The 24,465-nt window shown below is 69.8% G+C and carries 20 protein-coding genes; 10 read left to right on the forward strand and 10 right to left on the reverse strand.

Annotated elements, in window-relative coordinates:
• Nucleotides 1-181 precede the first annotated feature (181 nt).
• Together ACGFIS_RS19960 and ACGFIS_RS19965 are read left to right on the forward strand one after the other, a co-directional pair.
• Nucleotides 182-571 (forward strand): hypothetical protein, encoded by a 390-nt coding sequence (locus tag ACGFIS_RS19960; RefSeq protein ID WP_392907941.1) that lies wholly within the window; start codon nt 182-184, stop codon nt 569-571.
• A complete protein-coding gene (locus tag ACGFIS_RS19965) occupies nt 568-4,263 on the forward strand; it encodes an AAA domain-containing protein (protein WP_392907939.1) in 3,696 nt (1,231 codons plus the stop codon). The genes ACGFIS_RS19960 and ACGFIS_RS19965 overlap by 4 nt, the downstream gene beginning before the upstream one ends.
• A 280-nt stretch (nt 4,264-4,543) precedes the next feature.
• Here the strand turns inward: ACGFIS_RS19965 and ACGFIS_RS19970 are convergent, their stop codons facing one another.
• Genes ACGFIS_RS19970 through ACGFIS_RS19980 form a run of 3 tightly spaced genes read right to left on the reverse strand, consistent with a single transcriptional unit; the run spans nt 4,544 to nt 8,432 of the window.
• Nucleotides 4,544-6,556 (reverse strand): hypothetical protein, encoded by a 2,013-nt coding sequence (locus ACGFIS_RS19970; protein WP_392907937.1) that lies wholly within the window; start codon nt 6,554-6,556, stop codon nt 4,544-4,546.
• A complete protein-coding gene (locus tag ACGFIS_RS19975) occupies nt 6,553-7,701 on the reverse strand; it encodes a 5'-methylthioadenosine/S-adenosylhomocysteine nucleosidase (protein WP_392972047.1) in 1,149 nt (382 codons plus the stop codon). The genes ACGFIS_RS19970 and ACGFIS_RS19975 overlap by 4 nt, the downstream gene beginning before the upstream one ends.
• Nucleotides 7,698-8,432, reverse strand: coding sequence for an NUDIX domain-containing protein (locus ACGFIS_RS19980; RefSeq protein ID WP_392972049.1), 735 nt, complete (start codon nt 8,430-8,432; stop codon nt 7,698-7,700). Before ACGFIS_RS19980 ends, ACGFIS_RS19975 begins: the two co-directional genes overlap by 4 nt.
• 198 nt (nt 8,433-8,630) lie before the next feature.
• On the opposite strand from ACGFIS_RS19980, the gene ACGFIS_RS19985 reads away from it, so the two are divergent.
• Nucleotides 8,631-8,960: a hypothetical protein gene (locus ACGFIS_RS19985; protein ID WP_392972151.1), complete on the forward strand. Its 330-nt coding sequence runs from the start codon at nt 8,631-8,633 to the stop codon at nt 8,958-8,960.
• Here the strand turns inward: ACGFIS_RS19985 and ACGFIS_RS19990 are convergent.
• From ACGFIS_RS19990 to ACGFIS_RS20005, 4 genes are all read right to left on the reverse strand, one after another.
• Entirely contained in the window at nt 8,843-9,208 is a 366-nt protein-coding gene (locus ACGFIS_RS19990; protein WP_392972051.1) for a trehalase-like domain-containing protein, read from the reverse strand. The two genes, ACGFIS_RS19985 and ACGFIS_RS19990, sit on opposite strands and share 118 nt — an antisense overlap.
• Before the next feature lie 409 nt (nt 9,209-9,617).
• Nucleotides 9,618-10,109, reverse strand: coding sequence for a DUF3592 domain-containing protein (locus ACGFIS_RS19995; RefSeq protein WP_392972053.1), 492 nt, complete (start codon nt 10,107-10,109; stop codon nt 9,618-9,620).
• 227 nt (nt 10,110-10,336) lie between these two features.
• Nucleotides 10,337-10,867, reverse strand: coding sequence for a PH domain-containing protein (locus tag ACGFIS_RS20000; protein ID WP_392907925.1), 531 nt, complete (start codon nt 10,865-10,867; stop codon nt 10,337-10,339).
• A gap of 268 nt (nt 10,868-11,135) precedes the next feature.
• Entirely contained in the window at nt 11,136-11,984 is an 849-nt protein-coding gene (locus ACGFIS_RS20005) for a universal stress protein (RefSeq protein ID WP_392907922.1), read from the reverse strand.
• 257 nt (nt 11,985-12,241) lie between these two features.
• Between ACGFIS_RS20005 and ACGFIS_RS20010 the strand changes: the two genes are divergently transcribed.
• The 3 genes from ACGFIS_RS20010 (at nt 12,242) to ACGFIS_RS20020 (ending at nt 14,881) form a co-directional block, all read left to right on the forward strand.
• Nucleotides 12,242-12,952 carry a DUF4389 domain-containing protein gene (locus tag ACGFIS_RS20010; RefSeq protein ID WP_392907920.1) on the forward strand — a complete coding sequence of 237 codons (711 nt, stop codon included), beginning with the start codon at nt 12,242-12,244 and terminating at the stop codon, nt 12,950-12,952.
• A 211-nt stretch (nt 12,953-13,163) separates the two neighbouring features.
• Nucleotides 13,164-13,994, forward strand: a complete 831-nt coding sequence (locus ACGFIS_RS20015; RefSeq protein ID WP_392972055.1) for a universal stress protein — start codon at nt 13,164-13,166, stop codon at nt 13,992-13,994.
• A gap of 20 nt (nt 13,995-14,014) precedes the next feature.
• Complete coding sequence (locus ACGFIS_RS20020) at nt 14,015-14,881, forward strand: universal stress protein (protein ID WP_392907915.1); 867 nt, start codon at nt 14,015-14,017, stop codon at nt 14,879-14,881.
• Nucleotides 14,882-15,025: 144 nt separating this feature from the next.
• On the opposite strand, the gene ACGFIS_RS20025 is transcribed toward ACGFIS_RS20020, so the two are convergent.
• Complete coding sequence (locus ACGFIS_RS20025; RefSeq protein WP_392907912.1) at nt 15,026-15,442, reverse strand: Hsp20/alpha crystallin family protein; 417 nt, start codon at nt 15,440-15,442, stop codon at nt 15,026-15,028.
• Between the two features lie 295 nt (nt 15,443-15,737).
• On the opposite strand from ACGFIS_RS20025, the gene ACGFIS_RS20030 reads away from it, so the two are divergent.
• The 4 genes from ACGFIS_RS20030 (at nt 15,738) to ACGFIS_RS20045 (ending at nt 23,355) form a co-directional block, all read left to right on the forward strand.
• Nucleotides 15,738-16,619 carry a universal stress protein gene (locus ACGFIS_RS20030; protein WP_392972057.1) on the forward strand — a complete coding sequence of 294 codons (882 nt, stop codon included), beginning with the start codon at nt 15,738-15,740 and terminating at the stop codon, nt 16,617-16,619.
• A 78-nt stretch (nt 16,620-16,697) separates the two neighbouring features.
• A complete protein-coding gene (locus ACGFIS_RS20035) occupies nt 16,698-17,747 on the forward strand; it encodes a class I fructose-bisphosphate aldolase (protein ID WP_392972059.1) in 1,050 nt (349 codons plus the stop codon).
• 194 nt (nt 17,748-17,941) lie between these two features.
• Entirely contained in the window at nt 17,942-20,653 is a 2,712-nt protein-coding gene (ppdK, locus tag ACGFIS_RS20040; RefSeq protein ID WP_392972061.1) for a pyruvate, phosphate dikinase, read from the forward strand.
• A gap of 11 nt (nt 20,654-20,664) precedes the next feature.
• Nucleotides 20,665-23,355, forward strand: coding sequence for a cation-translocating P-type ATPase (locus tag ACGFIS_RS20045; protein WP_392972063.1), 2,691 nt, complete (start codon nt 20,665-20,667; stop codon nt 23,353-23,355).
• Between the two features lie 51 nt (nt 23,356-23,406).
• On the opposite strand, the gene ACGFIS_RS20050 is transcribed toward ACGFIS_RS20045, so the two are convergent.
• Both ACGFIS_RS20050 and ACGFIS_RS20055 read right to left on the reverse strand, forming a co-directional pair.
• Nucleotides 23,407-23,799 carry an STAS domain-containing protein gene (locus ACGFIS_RS20050; protein WP_392907905.1) on the reverse strand — a complete coding sequence of 131 codons (393 nt, stop codon included), beginning with the start codon at nt 23,797-23,799 and terminating at the stop codon, nt 23,407-23,409.
• Between the two features lie 165 nt (nt 23,800-23,964).
• On the reverse strand, nt 23,965-24,261 hold the full coding sequence (locus tag ACGFIS_RS20055; protein ID WP_392907903.1) for an SHOCT domain-containing protein: 297 nt from the start codon (nt 24,259-24,261) through the stop codon (nt 23,965-23,967).
• Nucleotides 24,262-24,465 lie beyond the last annotated feature (204 nt).

A 24,465-nucleotide genomic window follows, 5' to 3' on the forward strand; every position in this document is an offset into this window, starting at 1 on the left:
ATGCGGGATTCGGGGAGCTGACAGACCGGTCATGGACGCGTATCTGCGCCTGTTGCCCATCCAGTGAGCGCTGACCGAATGTGGCCACTGTCAATGTTGTGAAGTGCGCATATGTAAAGAAGCTGTTGCGGAAGGGTGGCCTTGATCGGATGGGTTTGAGCAGCACAGGGGAGCGCACTGGATGGATCAGCAGGAGTGGCGCCTGAAGGTACTGGCGGGCGATGACGTGCTCCAACAGGAACGGCTTACCCGTGAGCTGTACAGTGATCTGCTGGAAGTCGACGGAATCGATGTCGGATACGCCGATCGGCCTTCTTCGGGTCTCCCCGGCAGCAAAGGCGGGCTCACAGGTGAACTGGTGCTATGGGCGACGGTCGCCGCGTCAAGTGCGCAGACGACGAAAGTGCTGGTCACGTTGATCCGAGAATGGAGTTCGCGGGAGCGTCATCGGAAGATCGAGATCTCTTACGGTGATGACTCTATCACCATTACTGGCCGTCCAGATCAAGCGCAGGAACGGCTCGTCGGCGAATTTCTCGACAGGGTTGACGGTGGGGACCGTGCGCAATGAGCCGATGGAAACGCCGCAGAGCGCTGCTGATCGGTAATGGGACGTACGACGACGGGAGGTTCGCTCCGCTTCCGTCCGTTCGTGCCGACCTCTGGCAACTTCAGCAGGTTCTTGAGCACCGCAGCATCGGAGCGTTCCAGCCGGTGCGATCAGTCGCCGATCTCACCGCCGACGACATGCGCCACGAGATCGCCGAGTTCCTTGACGACTGCGGCGACGACGAACTTGCGCTGCTGTACGTCTCCGGACACGGCATGCGGCTCGCCCAGTCGTCCGGTGAGTTCCATTTCATCGCCAAGGACACCGATGTCAGTCACATCGCCGAGACGGCGGTGAGCGCGGGATTCGTCAACGAGTTGCTTGAACTGTGCGTCGCCCCGCAGAAGGTCGTCATGATCGACTGTTGTCGCAGCGGTGGCTTCGCGGTGGGCCTGCGCACCAGTGACGGGCCGCGGCCCGGTGCGGCCAAATCCGGCGAGGAGGCACTCCTCACCAGCCGTGGTGTGTACGTGCTGTCATCGTCCAGGGCGGGCCAGGATTCCTACGCACCGATAGGGGACGGCGATGACGCCATCCCCTCGATTTTCACCGGGCAGATCGTCGAGGCGCTACGCACGGGAAGGGCCGGGAAGGACGGCAGCGGAGAGGTCTCGATCGTGGACCTCTTTCACCACGTCAACCGGCGGATGAGGGCCGACGGGCCGAATCAGATCCCCGTGGCATCGTCCCTCGGCGTCGATGACCGCATCATCATCGCCAATTGCCCGCAAGGGCCGGCACCGCAGCTGGTACCGCTGTCCCGCGGGCCTCTTGCGGAAACGGCGACACCATTGTCGGGTATCGAGGCCGGGCACCCGGTGCGCCACAAGGCCGCGGCACAACCCACCTGGGCCGGCCTGCTGGCTTACTACCGAGACTGCGTCATGGCGGACGAGAGCGTCCCTGAAGCCATGTCCGTCGATGACCACGGAGAAGTGTACGTCTGCCTGCCTGGCACCGAACGTCTCCTCTCCGGAGACCTCGACGACGACCACTGCATCGCTATGCCCCCACATGCGGCGAAGCTCGTCCAGCAGGCCATCGAGCAGGAAAACGAACTGTGGGCGGGCTATCCGGCGGTGGTGACGCAGGGGGAACGGAACGGCAGGAGCGCCGGTTTCACGCCGCTGCTCGTGCGCGCGGTCGAGCCCGTCCACGTGGACGGGGAGATACGGCTGCGGCCGTGCGGTCCTGTAGTGCCGCACCCGGGGCTGGCCGCCGAACGGCTCGGCGAGGAGGCCGCCGACCTCGTGGCGACCTACCAGCCGACGTGGCATGCAGGGCAGCACGACCGGATGGTGGTCGACATCGCCCATCTGCTGCGCGAGGAATACGCGTTGCCCGCCGTCCAGGAGATCGTGCCCGACCGGCTCACCGACCGGATCGAAGTCGACACTCCGGTGGACGGGGCGCGCAACACCGCCGTGCTCTACGCCGTTCCCCAGAATCTCGGCGCCACGGCCAAGCTCCTCAAGGACCTTGAGCACATCGAGCGGAGATCCGGGGAGATCAGGGTCACGGCGCTTGCGGCGCTCTCTCCGGAACCGGCGGAGCGGGCCCGGCCCGCACCAGATCGTCGACCGCAGGACGTGCGTCTGGTCACCCCTCTGCCGGCCAATGAGCCGCAGTCGCAGATCCTGCGCTCGGCGATGTCCCAGCGCCTCACCGTCGCGACCGGCCCGCCCGGCACGGGAAAGAGTCAACTCGTCGCCAACCTTGTCGCCACCGCCGTAGCCGCCGGGGAGAATGTCCTGGTCGCCTCCACCAACAACCAGGCGGTGGACGAGGTGTGCGGGCGCTGTGAGCGGCTGGTGCCGGGCAGTATCGTCCGTACGGGTTCGCGTCGTTACCGGGAAGCAGAGGCCGCCGCACTCGAAGCCTTGAGAACGGTGCAGGCACCCGCGTCCAACCCACAGACCGCCCAGGCCCGGCTCGACGCCGCCCGCGATCGACTGCGTGCGGCCCGGCTGGAACTCGACCGGGTCGCGTCGCTGGAGCGGGCCCTCTGCGAGGCCGGGGAGGCCCGCGATGAGCATGCCGCTGAACTCCGATCATCCGTGGCCGAACTTCTCGGACTCCTTCGAGACCACGGCGCACCGGACACCGTGGCACGCAGGGCTGAACGTGCCGCCGGGGCCAAGGTGCTCGGCGAATGGCGCCGCAAGCGGCTGCTCCGCCGTCTGGGTGTTGGGGTCAACTCCTCTGGAACGGCCGGCACGTGCCGTGCGCTCGCCCGGTTCGAGCATGCCGACGCCGCCTGGCAGGCCGTGCTGCCCCAGGCTATGGACGGTCCGGACGATGACGCGCTCGCCACACGGCTCGCCACCGCTGAACGCGAGGTCGGGGAGACCGCGACCGCGCTGCTGGAAAGTACGGTGCGTTCGACCGCCAGGCGGCACCGCCATCTCATCACCGAACTGATACGGGCCCAAAGCACCGCGGGCAGCGACTGGGGCGTGCTGAAGAACGCGCTCGCGGCCGTACGCGGCTGGGCGGTGACCAGCCTGTCCGCACGGCGCTTCCCGCCCGAACCCGCACTCTTCGACCTCGTGATCATCGACGAGGCGAGCCAGTGCGCGATCCCGCACGTCCTGCCGCTCCTGTTCCGCGCCCGCCGGGCACTGGTGATCGGCGACGTCATGCAGCTGGCGCACGTATCGCGGCTCAACGCCGAACGCGACGCCGCTCTCCGGCGCGAGCACGGCCTGCGCCCCGAGTGGCTGGAGAAATACCGCCTCGGCTTCCGGCGCCACTCCGCCTTCCACGCCGCCGACGGGGCTTCTGGAGGCGCTCTCCTCCTCGACGAGCACTTCCGGTGTCACCCTCAGATCGCCGCATTCGTCAACGAACGCTTCTATGAAGGTGACCTGAACGTCCTGACCGACGTCCGCGGTCGCCCCACCCTGCCCGGACGCCCCGCGATGCTCTGGTCAGATGTTCAGGGGGAGGCGCAAGCCTCCGGCCGATCTTGGATTAATCCGGCAGAGATCGACAAGGTTCTCGCCTCGGTCCGCTACCTACTGGAGAAGCTGCCCGCCGACGCCACCGTCGGGGTCGTCACGCCGTTCAAGGCCCAGGCCGAGATGGTGCAACGGCGCCTGGGAACCGCTGACGGGCGCGTTCGTGTCGGCACGGTGCACACGTTCCAGGGCGGGGAACGTGACGTCATGATCTTCTCGCTGGTGGCCGGAGACGGCATGCGTCCGGGAACGATCCGCTGGATCCAGCGGCAGCTCAACCTGTGGAACGTCGCGATCACCCGGGCCCGGTCGCACTTGATCGTGGTCGGCGACGGGCAACTCTGGGAACGGCAGCGCGGCTTGGCGGCGGACCTGCGAGCCGCGGCCTCCGGCGCGTTCACAGCCGAGAGCCAGCCGCACTCGGAAGATCTTCAGGCGCGGCTCTTCAGATTCCTTTCGAGCCGGAACCCAGGCTCCGAAGTGGAACTCGGTGCCGTGGTCAACGGTCACCCGGCCGATGCGATGATCCGGACATCCGGCGAGGAGGTCCCTGTCATCCTGGATTCCAGTCCACCAAAAGGCACCGACGCTGCCCGGCATCTTCGCCTCATGCTGCGGCGTCGCGATTTACTCGACCCTGCCGAGAACGTCACTGCTCGACGCATTCCCGTATGGAACCTCTACGACGCCTGAACTTCGGCCGAGCGCTCTCCGGTGGCCAATTCGGCTCGCGGGAGCGCACCTCCTCTCTGAGGTCGGCGACCTGCTTGTGCGTGGCCGCGGCACTTTCCTGGGCCTCGTTGGACTTGCCTACGAACAAGGATGCCGACGTCGCGGTCACCACGCCCAGCAGAGCGGTCGCGGCCGTGAACACCGCGCCCGCGCGACCGCCTGGCCGCCCGGCGTGACTGGGGTGCAGATGCCCGTAGCCCACTGTCGCCACCGTGGTGGCCGCCCGCCCTCGCCACCCTTTTCACCACCGCTTGGACTGCGCCGGGTGAGGACCGGGCTCTGCCCAGTCGCCCAGTCGCTGGCGTTCACGCAGGATCCAGCGTTTGCCTTCCGCGGCGATTCCTTCCATGACGGTCAGGGTGTGGCGGAGGTTGGCGGCGTCCTGCGTCACTTCTGACACGACGCCACTCGGCTCGTCCTGGAGTTTCTCTGCTTCCGGGGCCATTGCCTCGACGTGGATCTCCTCACCGTTGACGAGGGTGAGCCTGAAGTCGTGTTCATCGTCGTCGGTCTGGCGTACCCGTACGGCGGCGACCGCCTCGTAGCGGTAGTTGGTGCGGTGCCGCTCGTGGAAGGTGCCCTTCGCAAAGTCGAGTTCGGCGTTGAGTTGCCGTACTCCGTCCGTGGTGAGGAGGAAGAGGAGCAGCTTGTAGCGCTCGTAGCGCCAGGGGCCTTTGCGTACGCGTGCGCTTCTGCCGGGGAAGGCGCGCGTCTCGATGAACGCGTGGGAGATCAGGCCGCTCATCGTCAACCGGTAGTGGCGTAGTGCCTCGTCCAGGAGCATCCTCCGGTCGCAGTCCAGCCAGGCTGCCATCTGGCGGTCGTCGGGTTTGTCGGCCAGCTTCGCCTTCCAGCGCTCGAAGGCCGCTTCGCAGTCCTTCAGCGTCCGTGCCTTCTCGGCGAGGTCGGCCGCATATCGTCTGTGTTCCAGGACGATGCGCAGCCAGGCGTGGGCGGCGATCAATCCGGCTGGCAGTGCGAAGGCGGCCGTGCGGACCGCGCTCAGCGGGTCGATCTGTACCGCGACCTTCAGCGTCCACGTGACCCCGGGGACGAGGAGGGCGACACCGAGGACCGTCAGCAGCATGGACACCGGGGGAGTGGCGAGTTCCTGCCGGTAGTTCCACAGGGTGCCGTTCTCCCACCGTGTCCTGACGTCGCTGACCCGGTACCGGATCAGCCAGGAGATCCTTTCGACGCCGATCCGCTGCTCCCGGTAGACCTCCACGATTTCTTCGCGCAGGCACCTGCGGATCCCCGCCGTCTCGGCCAGCCACACGGACCTGCCGGTGTCACGTGGAACGTACCTGGCGAAGTAGTGGTCCAAGCGCCGACCCACCTTGTCGGCGAAGCCGCCGGAGGGGGCGCTTCGCGTACGTGCCCACGGCGCGTATTGCGCATCCTTCGCCCGGCGCCGCTCGATGCGGAAGCGCCACTCCACGCCGCCCCGTGCGGCGCAGTAGCCGCCACCGACGCTCAGCAGGTACGCAAGCAGAGCGACCGCCTGAAGTTCTCGCACCAGAAGGTAAGCGATGTGGATCGCCGCCGCGGTCAGAACAGCGGTCGACACCAAGGCTTGAACCCAGGTGCCGGTTGGGAGGTCCGGTGGTCGCGGCTCACGGACCCGCGGCCGGGCTGGTTTCGGTTCGAAGAACTTCCAGACACGGTCGGCTCTGCCGTTCGCCGTCTGTTTCTGCTGGGCGCTGTCCAGGGCGCGGCGCCACATCTGGTTCTCGAGTGGCCCGTCCAGGAACAGCTGCAGGTGCCGAAGGATCATGGAGCGCTGCGGGTCGGCAAGCCCGTCGAGGTCCTTGAGCAGGGGACGTAGGTCCTCGTCGGGTTGCTGCGCGGACTCCAGCAGCCGGCATAGGGTCCGCACTCCGTCCGCCCATGCGTCGTCACCGGTGGCGTTGCAGGTTCCCGGTGCCCGATGCAGCATTGTGAGGTGCTCCTGCGGCATCTCGTGCCGTGTCCGGCCGCTGACGAGGGCGAGCTGCCAGTGGAAGCAGACCCGGCTGCCGGTGAGACCGCCGTCCACGGCTCGGCCGATGAGCTCACGTGCTTTACCCGGTATTCCGCCGGCGAGCAGCCGGACGCCGATTTCGAGCATCTCCGCAGGCGATGCGCCTGCGGGGGTCTCGTAGACGTATACGTCGCCGTGCACGACTCCCGCCTGAACCCCGACGTAGGCGGAATCTCCGGCGTAGTTCGTCGTGGTGCCATTCGGTGCAGCGGTGGTGTCCTGCGCGGTCATGACAGGCCTTGGACCAGGGCGATGACGCTCGCCACTTCCGCGGAAAGGGCGGCCACGTCTCCGACCAGCCCGCGCACCTTCTTCAGGGCCAGCGTCACCGCACCGACGTCCTGCGGATCGGTCGTCTGCAGCGTCTCGCGGGCGGCGGCGAGTTCCGCCTCGGCCGCGCGGTAGGTGTCCTCATCCAAGTGTCCCGCCGTCCGCGCCTGCCGAAGCCGGACGGCGAGTTCGGTGATCGCCGCGGCGGGATCGGTGGGGGTTCCGTGCTCACCGGACACCCGGATGCCTCCGTGCACGTGCCCCGCCTGCACGACCACCCGTGCGTTGTCCTTGGCGACGTTGCGGATGGTGTCGCTCATCATCGGTGTCCCTTTCGGATCGGCCGGTTCGCGTTGTTGCGGTTCCTCGGCGGACAGGGTTTCGGCCAGTGCGGTGGTGAACGCCGCAGCGTTCGCCACCGCCCGTGCCTGCCAGTGCTCGCGGTCGGTGGTCTCCTTGGTGCCGTCGGCGTGGTCGCTGACACCTCGGATCACGACCACAGGCAGGGACCTGTTGAGGTGCGCGGCCTGGGCCACGCCGGCGCCTTCCATCTCTATGGCGCGTGCGTCGTTGTAGTGCTGTCGGATCCAGTGCGCGTGCGCCGAAGTCGTCGAGTTCAGTACGACTTCGCCGGCTGCGATCGGCCCGAAATGCACCTTGGGCTCCTCGCCATCGAGATCGTCCGCCCACGCGCGGTTGCGAGCCACATGCCGGGCGATCTGGTCGGCGCCGTGCGACACCTCCCAGAGACGGGGGCGGCTCTTGAACCCGTCGTCCTCGCTCGTCCCGCCGTGGAAGGCGTAAATGTGGGTTGCCACCACCACGTCCCCGAGGGCGATGTCGGAGTGCAGGGCCCCGGCGACCCCTGCGAACAGCAGCGCCGCCGGGGAGAACTCGTTGATGGCGCGTTCGGCCAGTACCGCCGCGGACTGGTTGCCCTTCCCGACGAGGCCCAGCGCGATGCGCGCCCGGCCGTGCGCCAGTCGGCCGACCTCGAATCGGGTGCCCTGCGGGTGGCGATACAGGCGCGGCCTGTCCAGCTTCGCGCGGACGGACTCGTACTCCACGTCCAGCGCCGTGAGAACGACGATCGGATTGCCGCTCATTGTCCCGATCCCTTCATGATCGACGGTTCGGCCGGCCGGACCATCGGCGGATTCAGGGCCTTCTGCGGACCCGCCCTGAACAGCCGGGCGGGCCGCCCGGTCGTGCCCTTGCGTTCCGGGCCGGCCGTGACGATGAATCCGCTGGTCTTCTGGACCTTGCGATAGAAATTGCGGGGGTCGAGAGAGATCCCCCATACCGCCTCGTAGACGCGCTGGAGGTCGGTGATCGTGAACGTCGGGCCGCAGAACGCCGTGGCGAGCGCGGAGTGCTCGAGCTTCACGCGGGCGTTCTCGACGCCGTCCTCGACGATCCGCCGGTGGTCGAAGGCGAGCTCCAGGTCGCCGGACAGCACCTGATCCGCTCGCTGCCACCGGGCCCCGGCGGCGTCCGTTCCGGCAGCCGGTTCCGGGAGCCGCGGTGCGATCGCCAGAAAGGCGACCGACACCACACGTCCGCGCGGGTCCCGGCCAGGGGCACCGTAGACGCCCAGGTGTTCAAGGTGCAGCGTCTCGACGTCCATGTCGGCCTCCTCCGCCAGCTCGCGGTGGGCAGCGGCGGTGATGTCCTCCTCGGCGTGCTGCAGGAAGCCGCCGGGAAGCGCCAAAGCGCCCTTATAGGGCTCGATGCCGCGTTCGATCAGCAGCACATGAAGGAGAGACTCACGCAGCGTCAAGATCACCAGATCGACGGCGAGCATGACTTCGGGTGGAGTCCAGCGGTCCTCGGCCATGTGCTGACCCTAGCTTTTTGTCAGTCTGACAAAAAGTAGTTTCAGGATGCCGTCCTGGCCATCGCCTTGTCACCGGTTGGCAAGACCGTTGGCCGCAGACCGGCCTCACTTGCGCTTCGGCCGTGGCTGGTCTGCTCCTGGGCCCGCACCTCCCACGAAGAAGGTCCTCCGTGTGGTCGAGAGGGCACACTGGTGTGTATGGAGGGGCACAGTGGAGCGCCGTTCAGTTACACCGAGACCAGGCCGTACGAGGTGGCCGGGTCACTGAGTGAGCTGCAAGGGCCGGAGCATGGCGTCGTGGTGCTTCCGCTGGAACTGGCTTGGGGTGGGCGAACCGAGTTCGACCTCGATGACGACTACGATCGGTCGGCCGTTTACAAGATCGTGTTGGAGGAGGGCGGTGCGGAGCATCAGCGGCGCCTGATCAACGGTCGGCTGCTGGTGGAGCACTGGGACGAGATTCTTCCTGCGCGTCCGGTTCGAGCCCTGTGGGAACGGCGCTTCCCTCGGCTTCGGCATGCTGCCTGATGGGTCGGTACTACGTTCGTGCCCGGCAGGTACCGGCGCGCGACCGTGAAGGGCTCCGCCGGCTCCAGCAGGAAGCAGCCGCCCCGGGCCGGGTCCAGGACGGCGGCGAACACCGCCGGGGAGTCCAGATCCGGCGTTCCCAGCCATTCCACCGACCCGTCGGCGGAGACCAGCGCGGCGCTCCGCCCGTCCCCGATCACCGCGTAGTCGCGCAGCCGGACGTAGCCGTCGCTCCGGAAGACCGTCATGCGTCCGGACCGCCCGAGCCGTCACCGGCGAGGCCGGTGGCTTCGACGCACCCATGCTCCCACTCGGTCACGTTCCGTTACGTGCCCTGCCCTTTCCATATGACTCCACCGGCGGGGAACTCCGGCCCCTCGGAGCCGGGCGGCCGGCGAGATCGTGCAACCGCCCGCGCCGCGCTGAGCCGGCCCTGGACCGCCCGCGCGCCTTGACCGGCTTCGGTCAAGAACCCGATGGCGCTCTTCCTGACACCACCGCCGTCGCGGTATCGCCGACCCTGGGTCCCGCCTGACCTGCCCCCTTCCGCTAACCCCGCGGCGAAGAATGCCCGCTGTATCTTCCGCGACCATTGCAATGACCCGCCCAGCGTGCGGAGGTGTGTCGTTTGACGCGCGCAAAAGTTGGACCGGGCCCCTATGGGAGCAGGAAACGGATCACCTTGTTGGTGTGGCCGGTCAGGCGGCAGACACTGAGATAGGTGAACCCGAGTGCGAACGTGCCGAGCATGACCGGCTTCCAGAATCGATCGACGACGTTCCGGTCGGCTTTCGCAGCGTTGTCGTGGTCGCCTGGGATGTACCGGACCTTGACCCTGTCCCCCGGTTCCGGCAGCTTCCCCCAATCGTTCTGGTCGATCCTGACCTGAACGCTCTGGCCGTCGGCGGTGGTGAACCTCACCACCAGGTAGCCGCTTTTGTAGCCCTCATATACCTTGACGACCTGCGCGGATGTCTCCTCGCCTGCACGCATGCGGTCGATCTCGGCGATGAGGAAGCCCAGTGCGATGAAGCCGAAGAAGACGGCAGCGAACATGCAGCCGACGGCCTGGGTCCGTGACTTGTTCATGCGTCTTGGACGCGCAGTGGCCGCGCACGACCTCTTGTTCCGATGGCCGTCCTCGGTCACCGATCCGGCGCTACCGGCCGCCATCGGTTTCCGCGTGGTGGCGGCGCGTGGCCTTGGGCACGGTGCTCGGCCGGCTGTTCGGAGACGGCAAGGCCGGTCCCGGGCTTGGCGGGGGTCTCCGCGGCGCCGCTGACCGCCGCCGGGTTGCTGGTCGTCGGCAGGACCGCCCCCGGCTGGATGGCCGACCTGCGGACCACGCAGCGGCGTCGGACTCCTGTCGGACGTGGTCATCCATGGTCGGCGGCGCCCGAGCCCGTCTGATGGCGGCGCTGCTCTTCGTCCACGGCCCGGTAGATCTTGGACTTCAGGCCCTCGGGGTCGGGGACGCGCTTGAGCCGGAGCATGCCGTGCTCGGAGGCGGACTGGATGTCAAGCGTCCCGTACCGCCAGATCCGCTCCCACAACGTCACCCGGAACGACACGTCGTTGACGCGGATCAGGGGGATGCTGTGCCCGGTCTTGGTCAAGAACCCGCTGCGCTTGTAGATGCGCCTTGTGGTGACGATGTAGATGGTGCCGCGCCACCGCAGCAGCGGGATCAGCCAGAACCACAGCGACAGGATCGCGGCGACGCCCAGGACCACGTAGTCGGCGATCCGTCCCCAATCCTCACCGGACGGGACGACCCACAGCAGCGCGCCGGCGACGATCCAGACCAGGCAGAGGATCACGAACTCGCCGATCAGCTCGGTCCAGTGCTGGCGCGTGGCATGGACCAGGGACTCGTCCTCGGCCAGATACCGGTCAGCAAAGCTCATGCCGCGCATCCTGGCACATCGCTCCGTTCAGGTATACGCGCATCCCTTGAATCGTCCGCAAGCGGGCGGCCTGCCGCTCCGCTCACTATCCGCGGCGATGGCGGCGAACCCGGACCACAGCCGTGTCGGAGTCGGCGGTGAGCTTGTCGACGTCGCCGTTGAATCGCTGCTGCCGCTTCGTCGTGCTCCACCGACCGGCCGAGCCTGCCGTAGGTGGAGTCGTACATCAACGGGTGTGGGATGCGGGGAAGAGAGCCGAGCCGCGCCGCTAGTGCGCGCCGGTGCGGTGGGCGATGATCGTTGTGCAGGGCGCATGGCGGACGAGGTACTGGCTGACGGAGCCCAGCACCAGGCCGCGGACACCGCCTGCGCCGCGCGACCCGACGACCAGAATGCCGGCGTCCTGGGCGGCGTTCAGCAGTGCGCCGCGGGGTTTGTCGAAACTCGTCTCCACCCGGCACCGGACCGAAGGGTGAGCGGCGCCGAGCCGGCCGGTCTCCCGGTCGAGCCGGGATGCTTGCGCGTCGTCCGGGCCGGCGTCCGGTGCGAGGGCGCGTAGGACGATGAGCGGGGCGCCGTGCAGTTCGGCCTCCAGGTAGGCGACCCTGAGCGCCTCGTGCGCCAGATCGGATCCGTCGAACCCGGCCACGATGGGTCTCGCCGGCCGGTGTGCGAGGGGAGGTCGTGCGATCACGACCGGGGACAGCGCGTGCGCGGCGACACCGGCGCTCACCGAGCCCAGCAGGTGCCCGATCGTGCCGAGCCCGCGTGAGCCGGCGACGAGCAGGTCCGCCTGTGCGCTCGCGTGTCTCAGCTCGGTCACCGGGAATCCCCGGATGAGCAGAGTGCGCACCGGGACTCCGTGGTGCCGGCGGCGGGCCACGGCGACGGCGTCCCGGAGCATGCGGTTCGCCCGGCTGTGGAACAGGTCGGCGGTCAGCTCGTCGATGCCCGCGTCCCATGGGGGGCTCCACACGTGGCAGACGGTGACGGGGCAGTGCCGCAGCCGGGCCTCGGCGAGCGCCCAGCCGAGCGCGAAACGGGCGTCGTCGGAGTCGTCGTAGCCGACGAGCAGGCCGGGCTCGTTCCAGGGTCTGGTGTCATGGTCCGCTCTCATCGCGTGTCCGCCGTTCCGGTTCTGCTGGACGGATGTCCTCCGACTCCAATGTCTCCGCCGCCGGGACCTGTCTCCATCCCCGTTGGTCCGGCCGGGCCGGGGACCAACGTCCCTTCCTGCGAAGTGGCGGGACGTAGGTCCCGGGGGGTGCGGACGTATCCCTCTACACCCCGGCGGTCCGTGACGGTGACGGTGGGTGGAGGTGATGCCCCGCCGCCACTCGGGCCGCCGGGGCGATCGATCGCTGGGAGGCTGACATGGACGGTCGGCAGATGCCGGTCCGGGTGGACGGCCGGCTGGACGAGCCCCTGTCGCGGTGGCTGTGGCTGGTGAAATGGCTGCTGCTGATCCCGCATTACATCGCGCTGTTCTTCCTCGGGATCGCGTTCGCGGTGCTCACCGTGGTCGCGTTCTTCGCGATCCTGGTCACGGGCCGCTACCCCCGGCCGATCTTCGAGTTCAACCTCGGGGTGCTGCGCTGGGCGTGGCGGGTGGCCTTCTACGGGTACGCCGCGCTGGCGACCGACCAGTACCCGCCGTTCACGCTCAAGGACGTCCCCGGCCATCCCGCTCGCCTGGACATCGACTACCCCGAGGAGTTGTCGCGGGGGCTGGTGCTGGTGAAGTGGTGGCTGCTGGCGATCCCGCACCTTCTGGTGGTGTCGCTGTTCATGGGCGGCGGCATCAGCGGAGACGACCGGGGCTGGAACGCGCCCGGGCTGGTCGGTCTGCTGGTGCTCGTCGCCGCCGTCGCGCTGCTGTTCACCACGCGTTACCTGCGCGGCATCTTCGCTTTCGTGATGGGCATGAACCGCTGGGTGCTGCGGGTGGCCGGTTACGTCTTCCTGATGACCGACCGGTATCCGCCGTTCCGGCTGGACATGGGCGGCGCGGAGCCGGTGCCGGAGCCGGTTTCGGAGCCGGAGCCGGAGCCGGAGGGCACCGCGGTGACCGGGCGGGGACGTTAGGCCCCGTGTGCGAGCCGAACCGGTGAAGGAGCCGTGAGGCCGCAGCCCCCCGCGGGGCTGCGGCCTCCGCCGGCGTACACGGGTCCGTCCGCCGGGCGGGCGGGACGGTGACCGTCGTCCTCGGAGGGCGGGACCTTTGGCCGCGGACGGACGCGGGGCCGCGCCGTAGCGTCGGGAGTGAACTGATGGACGGCCCAGGGAGGGGCGACCGATGTCGGGTCCGATCGTGGTGGGAATTGACGGTTCCGCGCATGCCTGGCGGGCGCTGGACTGGGCGGCCGACCGTGCCGGCCGGCACAGTCTCCCGGTGTTGCTGGTGCACGGTTCCCGTGCCCTGGTGGACGAGGGGACGATTCCGCAGGATGCGCTGCACCGGCTGGTCGCCGAACGCGAGGACCTGCTCGTCGAGGCCCGCCAGTACGCGTTGAAGATCCAGCCGGGCCTCGATGTCCAGACGCGGCTGGTGCCGGCCGATCCGGGCCGGGCGCTGGTGGAGGAGAGCGAACGCGCGGACCTGGTGACGGTGGGTTCGCGTGGCCAGGGCGGATTCGAGGGGCTGCTGTTCGGCTCCGTCGGCCTGTACACCGCCGCGCATGCCCGCTGCCCGGTGCTGGTGGTGTCGCATTCGGCGCCGTACCCGACCGACGCGTCGGCGCAGATCGTGGTCGGGATCGAGGGCCAGGACGACGAGCGGGCCTTCATCGAGTGGGCGTTCGCCGAGGCCGCCTCGCGGGGCTCCAGGGTCCTCGCGCTGCACGCGGTGGGCGGGGAGTTCTCCCCGCGCCGCCGCGTGATCGAGGACCTGGAGTTGTCGGAGGCCCTGGCCGGATATCAGGAGCGGTATCCCGACGTCCAGGTCGACCGGCTGGTCTCGGACCGGACCGCGGCCCAGGCGCTGGTGGAGGCGTCCGAGAACTCGGCGCTGGTCGTGGTCGGTGCCCGCCGGCGGCGCGGTCCGCTGGCCGGCATGGCGCTGGGCCGGGTCAACCACACAGTGCTGCACCACGCGCGTTGCCCCGTGGTCGTCGTGCCCGGCAGTTGAAGGACCGAGAGGAGTTGACCATGTCCGATCCGATCGTTGTCGGTGCCGATGGCTCGGCGCCGTCGGAACGCGCCGTGGCGTGGGCGGCCGATGAGGCGGCTCGATACGGGCGCGACCTGATGATCGTGCACGCGGTGGAGAGATGGCCGTTCGACGTCCCGCTGAACACCGCGCCCGGGGAGGTCGGCTCGGTGTCCCGGGCGGGAGGTGAGGTGCTGGCGGGCGCCGAGCGGATCGCGCACGCCCGCCGTCCCGAGGTGCCGGTGAGTACCGAGTTGGTGTCCGGGCGCACCGTCCGGGCCCTGGCCGAACACTCCGGGAGGGCATTCGAGCTGGTGGTGGGGCATCGCGGCCTCGGCGGTTTCGCCGGGCTCCTGCTGGGGTCGGTCGGGCTCGGGGTCGTCCGGAACGCCGCTCGCCCGGTGGTGCTGGTACGCGGCGAGCCGGCGGCCGAGCGGGCCGAGATCGCCGTGGGCGCCGGCCTGGAGGACGATTCCGCGACCCTGGAGTACGCGTTCCGGGCCGCGTCGGTGCGGAACGCCAGGCTTCGGGTCGTGCACGCCTGGCCGTTCCCGGAGGCGCTGGACGGCCCCGGAGCGGGAACCGACCTGCGGCGCATCCAGGAGCGGGCCCGGTGGCGCGTCATCGAGGCGCACGCGCCGATGCGCAAACGCTTCCCCGGCGTGGACGTCGTGGAGGACATCGTCCAGGACAACCCCGCCGCCGCCCTCGTCGCCGCGTCACGCGACGCCGACCTGGTGATCGCGGGCTCACATCCCCTTGAGAGGTCGCCGGTGCCGCGCAGCCACGCGGTGACGCACGCACTCATCCACCATGCGCACTGCCCTGTCGCGGTCGTCCCCGTCACGCCCGCGCAGGAGCGGTGACCGCAGAAGCGCGAAGGAGGCCCGGCCCGCCGGGCCTCCCTCCTCGTGATCTCGTGACCCTTCTTCGTGACCCTTCTTCTGGCGCGGACACAACAAAGGGCACCGGATCGATTGCTCGATTCGGTGCCCTTTTTTCTGGTGCGGTTACTTCTCGACGGTGATCCGCTTGGCCTCGGCCTTGGTGGCCTTGGGCATCGGCACGCGGACGGTGAGGATGCCCTTGTCGTAGGACGCCTTGATGTCGTCGATGTCGGTGTCGGACGGGAGGGTGAAGGACCGGGTGAAGGAGCCGTAGTGGAACTCCGACCGGTGGGCCTCCCTCTTCTCCTCGTGGCGTTCGGCGTGGATGCGCAGGACGCCTCCGGTGACGGTGATCTCCACGTCCTTGTCGGGGTCGATCCCCGGCAGCTCCGCGCGGATGACGTGGGCGTCGTCGTCGAGGTAGTTCTCGACCCGCATGGTCTGGCCGACCCCGGCGCGGAACATGGTGAACGGGGACTCGATCCAGTCGAACAGTTCCGGGAAGATGCCGCGTGTCTCGCGCCGCTCCAGTGCGCTCATGATGCCTCCCTCGGCTTGGGCCGGAGGTATCCGCCGGCGGGGAGCCATCGGTTCCCCTTCATCGCCGGCGGGGTGCCCACGTTCATGCTGCCTCCGGGGGAGAGCGGCTCCCACGGCCATGAGTCACACCCGGCCGGGACCAAAGTCCATCCGAGCCGGCCGGGTCAGGCGCCCGGCGTCGTCCCGCCGTGCCGGAGCGGGCTCCCAGGGCCGAAGGTCCACCGGATCGGCGGACCCACGCCTCTGCATACCGTGGCCGCAATCGGTGAGGCTCGTAAGTCAGGAGGTGACCTCGATGGACCGACGACCTGTCCTGGTGGGTTTCGACGCTTCACCGGCCGCCGAAAGGGCACTGCGCTGGGCGGCCGCCGAGGCGGCCCTGCGCGGCGTGCCCTTGCACATCTGTCACGCCTGGACCTGGCCTTATCCGCTGAGCTCGCAGGACGAGGATGCACTGAAAATCGTTCGCAGCATGGCGGCTCTGGCGCTGGACGACGGCGTCCGGCTCGCGCGGGAGGCGGTCCCCGGCTTGGACGTCCGGCCGCTGCTGGCGAAGGGCACACCACCCGGTGCGCTGCTGGACGCCTCGGCGGACGCGGCGCTGATCGTGATCGGCGCTCGGGGGGCGGGCGGTTTCGACAAGCTGCCGCTCGGCTCCACGGCCGTGCATGTCCCGGCGCACGCCGACCGTCCCGTGGTCGTCGTCCCCGCCCATGAGCCGGCGCACGGACCGAAGCGGATAGTCGTGGGCATCGATGGCTCTCCGGCGAGCGAGGCCGCGCTGCGGTTCGCCCTGCAGGAGGCCAGGCTCCGGGACGCCACGGTCACGATGGTGTGCGCGTGGTGGGATCCCGCCGCGCTCCCCAGCCCCGACCGGCTGCCGTTCACCGACCCAGAGGCGATCAAGGAGCAGGCCAAGGCGCGGTTCGCCGCCGCTGTCACCCCGGGCCTGGCCGACTATCCCGATGTCGCGGTGGAGCGCAGGTTCGTCAGGGAACGCGCGCAGCGCGTCCTGGCCGACAACGCCCGGGACGCGATGTTGCTCGTGGTCGGCGACCGCGGGATCGGGTCGTCACCCAGAACCCTGCTCGGCGCGGTGACCAGGTCGGTGCTGCATGAGGCGCCGAGCCCGGTCGCGGTGGTCCATGAGCGCTACGCGGACGTGAAGCCGACATGATCCGAAACGTTTCCGAGCACCTCGCCGGCGGGACCTTCGGCCCTGGATGGCGCCACCCCGGATATGGAGGCTGACGGTATGGAACTCAAAGAACTGCTGGGCGACGAGGCGCCGTCCCTTCTCACGCACGAGTGCCGGACGATCTCACGTGACCGGCTCCAGCTGCCCGGCCCGGACTTCGTCGACCGGGTCGTCGCCGCGAGCGACCGCCCGCCGGCCGTCCTGCGCAACCTGCAGCATGTGTTCGGTACCGGCCGTCTCGCCGGCACCGGGTACCTGTCGATCCTTCCCGTCGATCAGGGCGTGGAGCATTCGGCGGCCGCGTCGTTCGCGCCCAATCCGGCCTACTTCGACCCGGTGAACCTGTGCGAGCTGGCAGTCGAGGCCGGCTGCAACGCCATCGCGAGCACGGTCGGTGTGCTGGGCATGACGTCGCGCCGGTACGCCCACCGGATCCCGTTCATCGCCAAGCTCAACCACAATCAACTGCTGACGTACCCGAACTCCTACGACCAGGTCATGTTCGCCTCCGTCAAGCAGGCGTTCGACCTCGGCGCGGTCGCCGTCGGCGCCACCGTCTACTTCGGCGCCCCCGAGAGCATGCGGCAGCTGCAGGAGGTGCGGGAGGCGTTCGCGCACGCCCACGAGCTGGGCATGTTCACCGTCCTGTGGGCCTACCTGCGCAACCCCGAGTTCAAGCGCGACGGGACGGACTACCACGTCAGCGCCGATCTCACCGGGCAGGCCAACCATCTCGCCGCCACGGTCGAGGCCGACATCGTCAAGCAGAAGCAGCCCGAGAACAACGGCGGGTTCCGCGCCCTGGGCTTCGGCAAGACCGACGACCGCGTGTACGACGAGCTCACCACCGACCATCCCATCGACCTCACCCGCTGGCAGGTCGCCAACTGCTACCTGGGACGGGTCGGGCTGATCAACTCCGGCGGCGCCTCAGCGGGCGGCGGGGACCTGGCCAAGGCGGTCCGCACCGCGCTGATCAACAAGCGGGCGGGCGGCATGGGCCTGATCGTCGGGCGCAAGTCCTTCCAGCGGCCCAGGGACGAGGGAGTCGCGCTGATCAACGCGATCCAGGACGTCTACCTCGACGACACCGTCACCGTCGCCTGAGCGAGCGTGCCTCCGCGATCCCGCGGCGTCCAGGATGCCACACCCACGCTGAGGCTGTGGGGCGCGCCGGTCGCGCGGGCCCTTCGCAGGGGCCCGGCGGGACCTTCGCCCCGTGGATCCGGAGGACGCCTCAGGCAGAGTCGGACTCGGACCGCCGATCTCGCCGGACCGGCGACGAACCGGAGGAGACACCCGTGCCGAAGCTCGTCTATGACTTCACCGAAGGCCGCAAGGACCTGAACGACCTGCTGGGCGGGAAGGGCGCGAACCTCGCGGAGATGGCGGGCCTCGGCCTGCCGGTTCCGCCGGGCTTCACGATCACGACGGAGGCATACCGGGCCTATCTCGCCGCAGGCCGTGAACCCGCCGGGTTGCGGGAGGCCGTGAGCGCGCACCTGGCCGCATTGGAGGCGAAGGCGGGGCGGGCTCTGGGCGAGCCCGGCGATCCGCTGCTGGTGTCGGTGCGTTCTGGTGCGAAATTCTCCATGCCGGGAATGATGGACACCGTCCTGAACGTCGGGCTCAACGACGTGACACTCGCGGGGCTTGCCGCGCGGACGGGCGATGCCCGGTTCGCCTGGGATTCCTACCGGCGCCTCATCCAGATGTTCGGCAAGACCGTTCTCGGTGTGCCGGGGGAGCCGTTCGAGGACGCGCTGGACAAGGCCAAACGGCACAAGGGCGTCGCCGCCGACGCGGACCTCGGCGTCCAGGAGCTGGAGATCCTGGTCGGGACGTTCAAAGGCATCGTCCTCGCCGCCACGGGACGGCCTTTCCCACAGGACCTTCGCATCCAGCTCGACATGGCGATCCGCGCCGTCTTCGACTCCTGGAACGGGGAGCGGGCCAAGCTGTACCGCAGGCGGGAGCACATCCCGGACGGGCTCGGCACAGCGGTCAACGTCATGGCCATGGTGTTCGGGAACCTGGGCGCGGACTCGGGCACCGGCGTGGCGTTCACCCGCGACCCGGGCACGGGGCACGCCGGCGTCTACGGCGACTACCTGCAGAACGCCCAGGGCGAGGACGTGGTGTCCGGAACCCGCAACACCGTGCCGCTCCAAGAGCTGGAGCGCATCGACAAGCGCTCCTACGGCCGGCTCCTGCAGATCATGCGGACGCTGGAGAACCACTACCGGGACCTGTGCGACATCGAGTTCACCATCGAGCGCGGCAGGCTGTGGATGCTGCAGACCCGCGTCGGCAAGCGCACGGCCGAGGCCGCGTTCCGGATCGCCGTCGAGCTCGCCGACGAGGGTCTCATCAGCATGGACGAGGCCGTCGGCCGGGTCGGCGGTGACCAGCTGGGCCGGCTGGCGTTCCCCCGCTTCGCGGCGGGCCCGGACGCCCGGCCGATCGCCGCCGGGATCGCGGCCTCGCCCGGCGCCGCGGTCGGCCGTGCCGTGTTCGACTCGCAGACCGCCGTGGAGAGGGCGCGCGGCGGTGAGCCCGTCGTGCTGGTCCGCCGCGAGACCAACCCCGACGATCTGGGCGGCATGATCGCCGCCACGGGCATCGTGACCAGTCGCGGCGGCAAGACCTCGCACGCCGCCGTCGTCGCCCGGGGCATGGGCACCGCCTGCGTGTGCGGGGTGGAGGAACTCGACGTCGACACCGCCGGCCGCCGGTTCACCGGTCCCGGGGGAGCGGTCGTGGCCGAAGGCGACATCATCTCCGTCGACGGTTCCAGCGGTGCGGTGTACCTGGGGGAGCTGCCGGTCGTGCAGTCCCCGGTCGTCCGGTACTTCGAGGGCGAGCTCGACCCGCGAGGCCCTGAGTCGGACGAGCTGGTGGCGGCGGTGCACCGGATCCTGGGCCACGCCGACGCCGTCCGGCGGCTGGAGGTCCGGGCCAATGCCGACACAGCGGAGGACGCCGCGCGGGCGCGGCGCTTCGGGGCGCAAGGCATCGGCCTGTGCCGCACCGAGCACATGTTCCTCGGGGAACGGCGCCCGCTCGTCGAACGGGTGATCCTCGCCGGCACCGGTGCCGAACGGGAAAGCGCTCTGGAGGCGCTGCTGCCGCTGCAGCGCGCGGACTTCGCCGCGATCCTGGCGGAGATGGACGGCCTGCCGGTCACGATGCGGCTGCTCGACCCGCCCCTGCACGAGTTCCTGCCCGACCTGACCGAACTCTCGGTGCGCGTGGCGGTCGCCGAGGCCCGGGGCGAGCCCGTCGAGCACGACCGGCGGCTGCTGGCGGCCGTGCGGCGCCTGCACGAGCAGAACCCGATGCTGGGCCTGCGCGGCGTCCGGCTCGGTCTGGTCGTCCCAGGACTGTTCGCCATGCAGGTGCGGGCCTTCGCCGAGGCCGCCGCCGAACGCGCCGGGGCCGGCGGCGACCCGCGCGGACAGATCATGGTCCCGCTGGTCGGCGCGGCGCGGGAACTGGAGATCGTCCGCGCGGACGCCGAACGGGTGCTCGCCGAGGTGGCCGAACGGACCGGCGTCGTGTTCGACGTGCCGATCGGCACCATGATCGAGTTGCCCCGGGCCGCGCTCACCGCGGGGCGGATCGCCGAGGCGGCGCAGTTCTTCTCCTTCGGCACCAACGACCTCACCCAGACCACCTGGGGCTTCTCCCGGGACGACGTCGAAGGCGGGTTCTTCACCGTCTACCTGGACAAGGGCGTTTTCGGCACCTCTCCGTTCGAGACCCTGGACCGCGATGGCGTCGGCCGCCTGATCGAGATCGCCGCGGCGGAGGGCCGGGCCCGGCGGCCCGGCCTCGAACTGGGCGTCTGCGGGGAGCACGCCGGAGACCCGGCCTCGGTGCGGTACTTCCACCGGGTGGGACTGGACTACGTCTCCTGCTCGCCGTTCCGGGTGCCGATCGCCCGCCTGGAGGCCGGCCGAGCCGCCGTCCTGGGGGCCGCCGAGCAGAGCACGGACGGTGATACGCGCTGAGGCGCTGAGCCATGTCGACCAGACGGCATCACACCCGCACCGCGACCGGCGCGGCCGAGACGGGCGCCGATCCGCGAGAGCCGCTCCCGCTGCTCCGCAAGGAACTGGGCACCGGCGACCGGGGCCTGTCGGGACGTGAGGCGGCCCGGCGGCTTGCCGTCTACGGGCCGAACCAGGTCCGGCGGCGCGAGAGACGTTCGCTCGCGCGCCTGCTGACCGCCCAGCTCGCGCATCCGCTGGCACTGCTGCTGTGGGGTGCGGGCGCGCTGGCGTTCGTCGCCGGAGTGCCTGTGCTGGGATGGGCGATCCTCGCCGTCATCCTGGTCAACGCCGTGTTCGCGCTGCTACAGGAGCATCAGGCGGAGCGGGCGGTGGAGGCGCTGGCGGCCTATCTGCCCGAGCGGGCCCACGTCATCCGGGACGGACGCGAGCAGGCGGTGGAGGCCGCCGGGCTCGTCCCGGGCGACCTCATCGTGCTGGCCGAGGGCGACAAGGTTCCCGCGGACGCTCGGCTGACGGACGGGGCGGTGGAGATCGACCTGTCGATGCTGACCGGTGAGTCGGCCCCGATCGAGCGGACGGCGGCCCCGGCGGAGCAGGACGCTCCGCTTCTGCGCGAACCGAACCTGGTGTTCTCCGGGACGACGTGTACCGGCGGCGAGGCGCGGGCGATCGTGTTCGCGACCGGCGGGCACACCGAACTCGGCCGCATCGCCGCGCTCAGCCAGCGCGCGCCACGCGGGGACAGCCCGCTGGAGGTCCAGGTCAAGAAGGTCGCCTGGCTGATCGCTGCGGTCGCTGTCGGCATGGGCGCGGTGTTCCTGCTGATCGGCGCGCTCGTCGGGCTGCCGCTGCGGGACGCGTTGATGTTCGCGATCGGGCTGCTGGTCGCCAACGTCCCCGAAGGCCTCCTGCCCACCATCACGCTCGCCCTGGCGGCCGGCGTACGCGTCCTGGCCCGCCAAGGCGCGGTGGTCAAACGGCTCAGCGCCGTCGAAACGCTGGGCTCCACCAACGTCATCTGCACCGACAAGACCGGCACGCTGACCCAGAACCGGATGCGCCTCCAGGCCCACTGGACCCCGCGGTCCGGGGCCGTCTCCGATGCGGCACCGCCCGCCGAGCTCGCGCGGGCGATGACCGAATGCACGACCGTGTCCCATGGCGAGGACGGCGGGCTGCAGGGCGACCCCACGGAGATCGCGCTGGTCGAGGGGGCCGGGCCGGACGTCGCGGTGCGGCTGGCGGCCCGGGACGACCGGCGCCGCGCGATCTTCCGGTTCGACGCGCGGCTGCGGCTGATGTCCGTCGTCGCCCAGCACGATGACCGCCTCTCCGTCTACGTCAAAGGCGCACCCGAGGCCGTGCTGGCCCGCACGTCCGGCGGTGACCACGACGCCGTCCTGGCCGTCGTCGCCGCACTCGCGCACCGGGGGCTGCGGGTTCTCGCCGTCGCCATCCGCGACCTGCCCTCCGGCGCCGACGTGCCGAGGCGCCGGGAGGACGCCGAGGCCGGGCTCCGCCTTGTCGGGCTGGTCGGCCTGTACGACCCGCCGCGTCCGCAGGTCGCCGACGCGGTCCGCCGCTGCCACGACGCAGGATTGCGCATTCACATCGTGACCGGGGACAACGGTGCCACGGCCGCCGCCGTCGCAGCGGAGGTGGGCATCGGTGTTCCCCGCATGCACGTGGTCGCCGAATCGGAGCGCATTCACGACCACGAACTGGACGAGCTGCTGACCGGCGACGCTGAGATCGTCTTCGCCCGCTCGTCCCCGGAGACCAAGCTCAAGGTCGCCGACGCGCTGCGGGCCCACGGTCAGGTGGTGGCGATGACCGGGGACGGCGCCAACGACGCGCCCGCCCTGCATCAAGCCCACATCGGCGTGGCGATGGGACGTTCGGGCACCGACGTGGCCCGCGAGGCGTCCACGATGGTGCTGACCGACGACAACTTCGCCACGATCGTCACCGCGATCGAGTCGGGGCGCCGCGTCTACGACAACGTCCGCAAGTTCATCCTGTACATCTTCGCCCACGCCGTCCCGGAGATCGTCCCGTTCCTGGTGTTCGCGCTCAGCGGCGGCCTCATCCCGCTGCCGCTCACCGTGCTGCAGATCCTCGCGATCGACCTCGGCACCGAGACCCTCCCCGCCCTCGCGCTCGGCCGCGAACCCGCCGAACCCGGCGCCATGAAGCGCCCGCCACGCCCGTCCTCCCAGGGGGTCATCTCCCGCGACATGCTGATCCGAGCCTGGGGCTACCTCGGGCTGGTGTCCGCCGTCCTGTCCCTGTCGGTGTTCTTCTACGTTCTGTGGCGCGCCGGCTGGCACCCGGGCGACCCCACCGGGAGCGGCTCCGCGCTGCACCAGGCTTACCTGACCGCGACCACCGCCACCTTCGCCGGGCTGGTCACCTGCCAGATCGGCACCGCGATGGCCGCCCGCACCGACCACGCCTCCCTCCGCCAAGTCGGCCTGACCAGCAACCCCCTCCTGCTCGCCGGCATCGCCTTCGAACTCCTCTTCGCCGCCGCCCTGATCTACCTGCCGCCTCTGCAGAACCTGTTCGGCACGGCCGCCCTGCCCTGGGACGTCCTGGCCATCATCGCCGCATTTCCGGTCATCGTCTGGGGCACCGACGAACTCCGCCGCTGGAGCCGGCGCCGCACTCGTTCCCACGGTCAGGTCAACGGGCCGTGACGAGCGGCTGCGTGGCCGGGACCCGGACTTCTAAGCGTGTGGGTTCGCCGCTCACCGGGCGAAAGCCGACCGCGTTCTCCCAGCCGGGAACGGTGGCCGCGCGGGGCGCATGAACCTCTTGTCGAGCCCGGTGAGGCGCAGGAGCCTCGCGATCTGCGGACGGGCACCGGTCAGTGTCACGGCACCGCCACGGCGCCGCGCCAGAGTGTCGGCGGCGACGATCGCGGCCAATCCTCGCGCGTCGCAGAAGGTCAGGGCGGACGCGTCGATCAGGACGTCCGGTCCGCGTTCGTCGATCACGCGGGCCAGTTCGATCCCGAAATCGGCGGCGGTCGCGATGTCGAGCTCCCCGGCGGCCGCCACACGTGTCAGACCGGTCCCCTCGTTCTTGACCGAAGTCGTGAGCTGAGCGGACGCGCGCTCCCGGACGGCAATGACGCGCATGGCGGTTCCTCCCCGTGGGCCTTGCTGGTGACACCAGGCTCTGCCGTCGTCCACCGCGTCGCCAGGGACCAACGTCCCAACGCGGGTGTCAATCCGTGCGACGTGTCGCCGCCGAGGTCGCGCACGACCTCGGCGGCGGTTCTGCGGTAGGGCGAGGATCCGTTGTCATCGAAGTTTGGCCAGGCGCTCGTCGTACTCCTCGGTCTCGATCTCGCCGCGCGCGTACCGCTCGGCGAGGGTCGCGCGGGCATGGTCGAGACCGGTTTCCGCGGGACGTGCCGCCTGCCGGCGATTTCGCTCCGTGGCCCCGGCGACCAGCCACGCCGCCATGCCGATCACGAGGACCCAGGTGAGTACCATCGCGGCCGCCCACAGCCACATCCAGCCGGACCAGCCGCCGTTGCCCATGTGTCCCCAGCCGTCGCCGGGAGCGGCGACCACCAGGGCGTATCCGATGTTCATGGCCACACCTCCTGTCACCCTCAGCCTGCGAACTCCGTCCGCGCGCCTCCAGGGTCGAAGGTCCCGCAGGTCGGCGGACCCAAGCCCCTGAACGCCGTGCCGGCGGGCGGCGAGGCTCGAAAGCCAGGGGAGTGGCAAGGCTCGTGGCCCTTTTGAGGTCGTCATCTCGCCGGACGTGGGGACCTTGGTCCCGTTGATCGTGTG

Origin of the sequence: Spirillospora sp. NPDC048824 (assembly GCF_043198455.1) — a bacterium.
Taxonomy (GTDB): domain Bacteria; phylum Actinomycetota; class Actinomycetes; order Streptosporangiales; family Streptosporangiaceae; genus Spirillospora.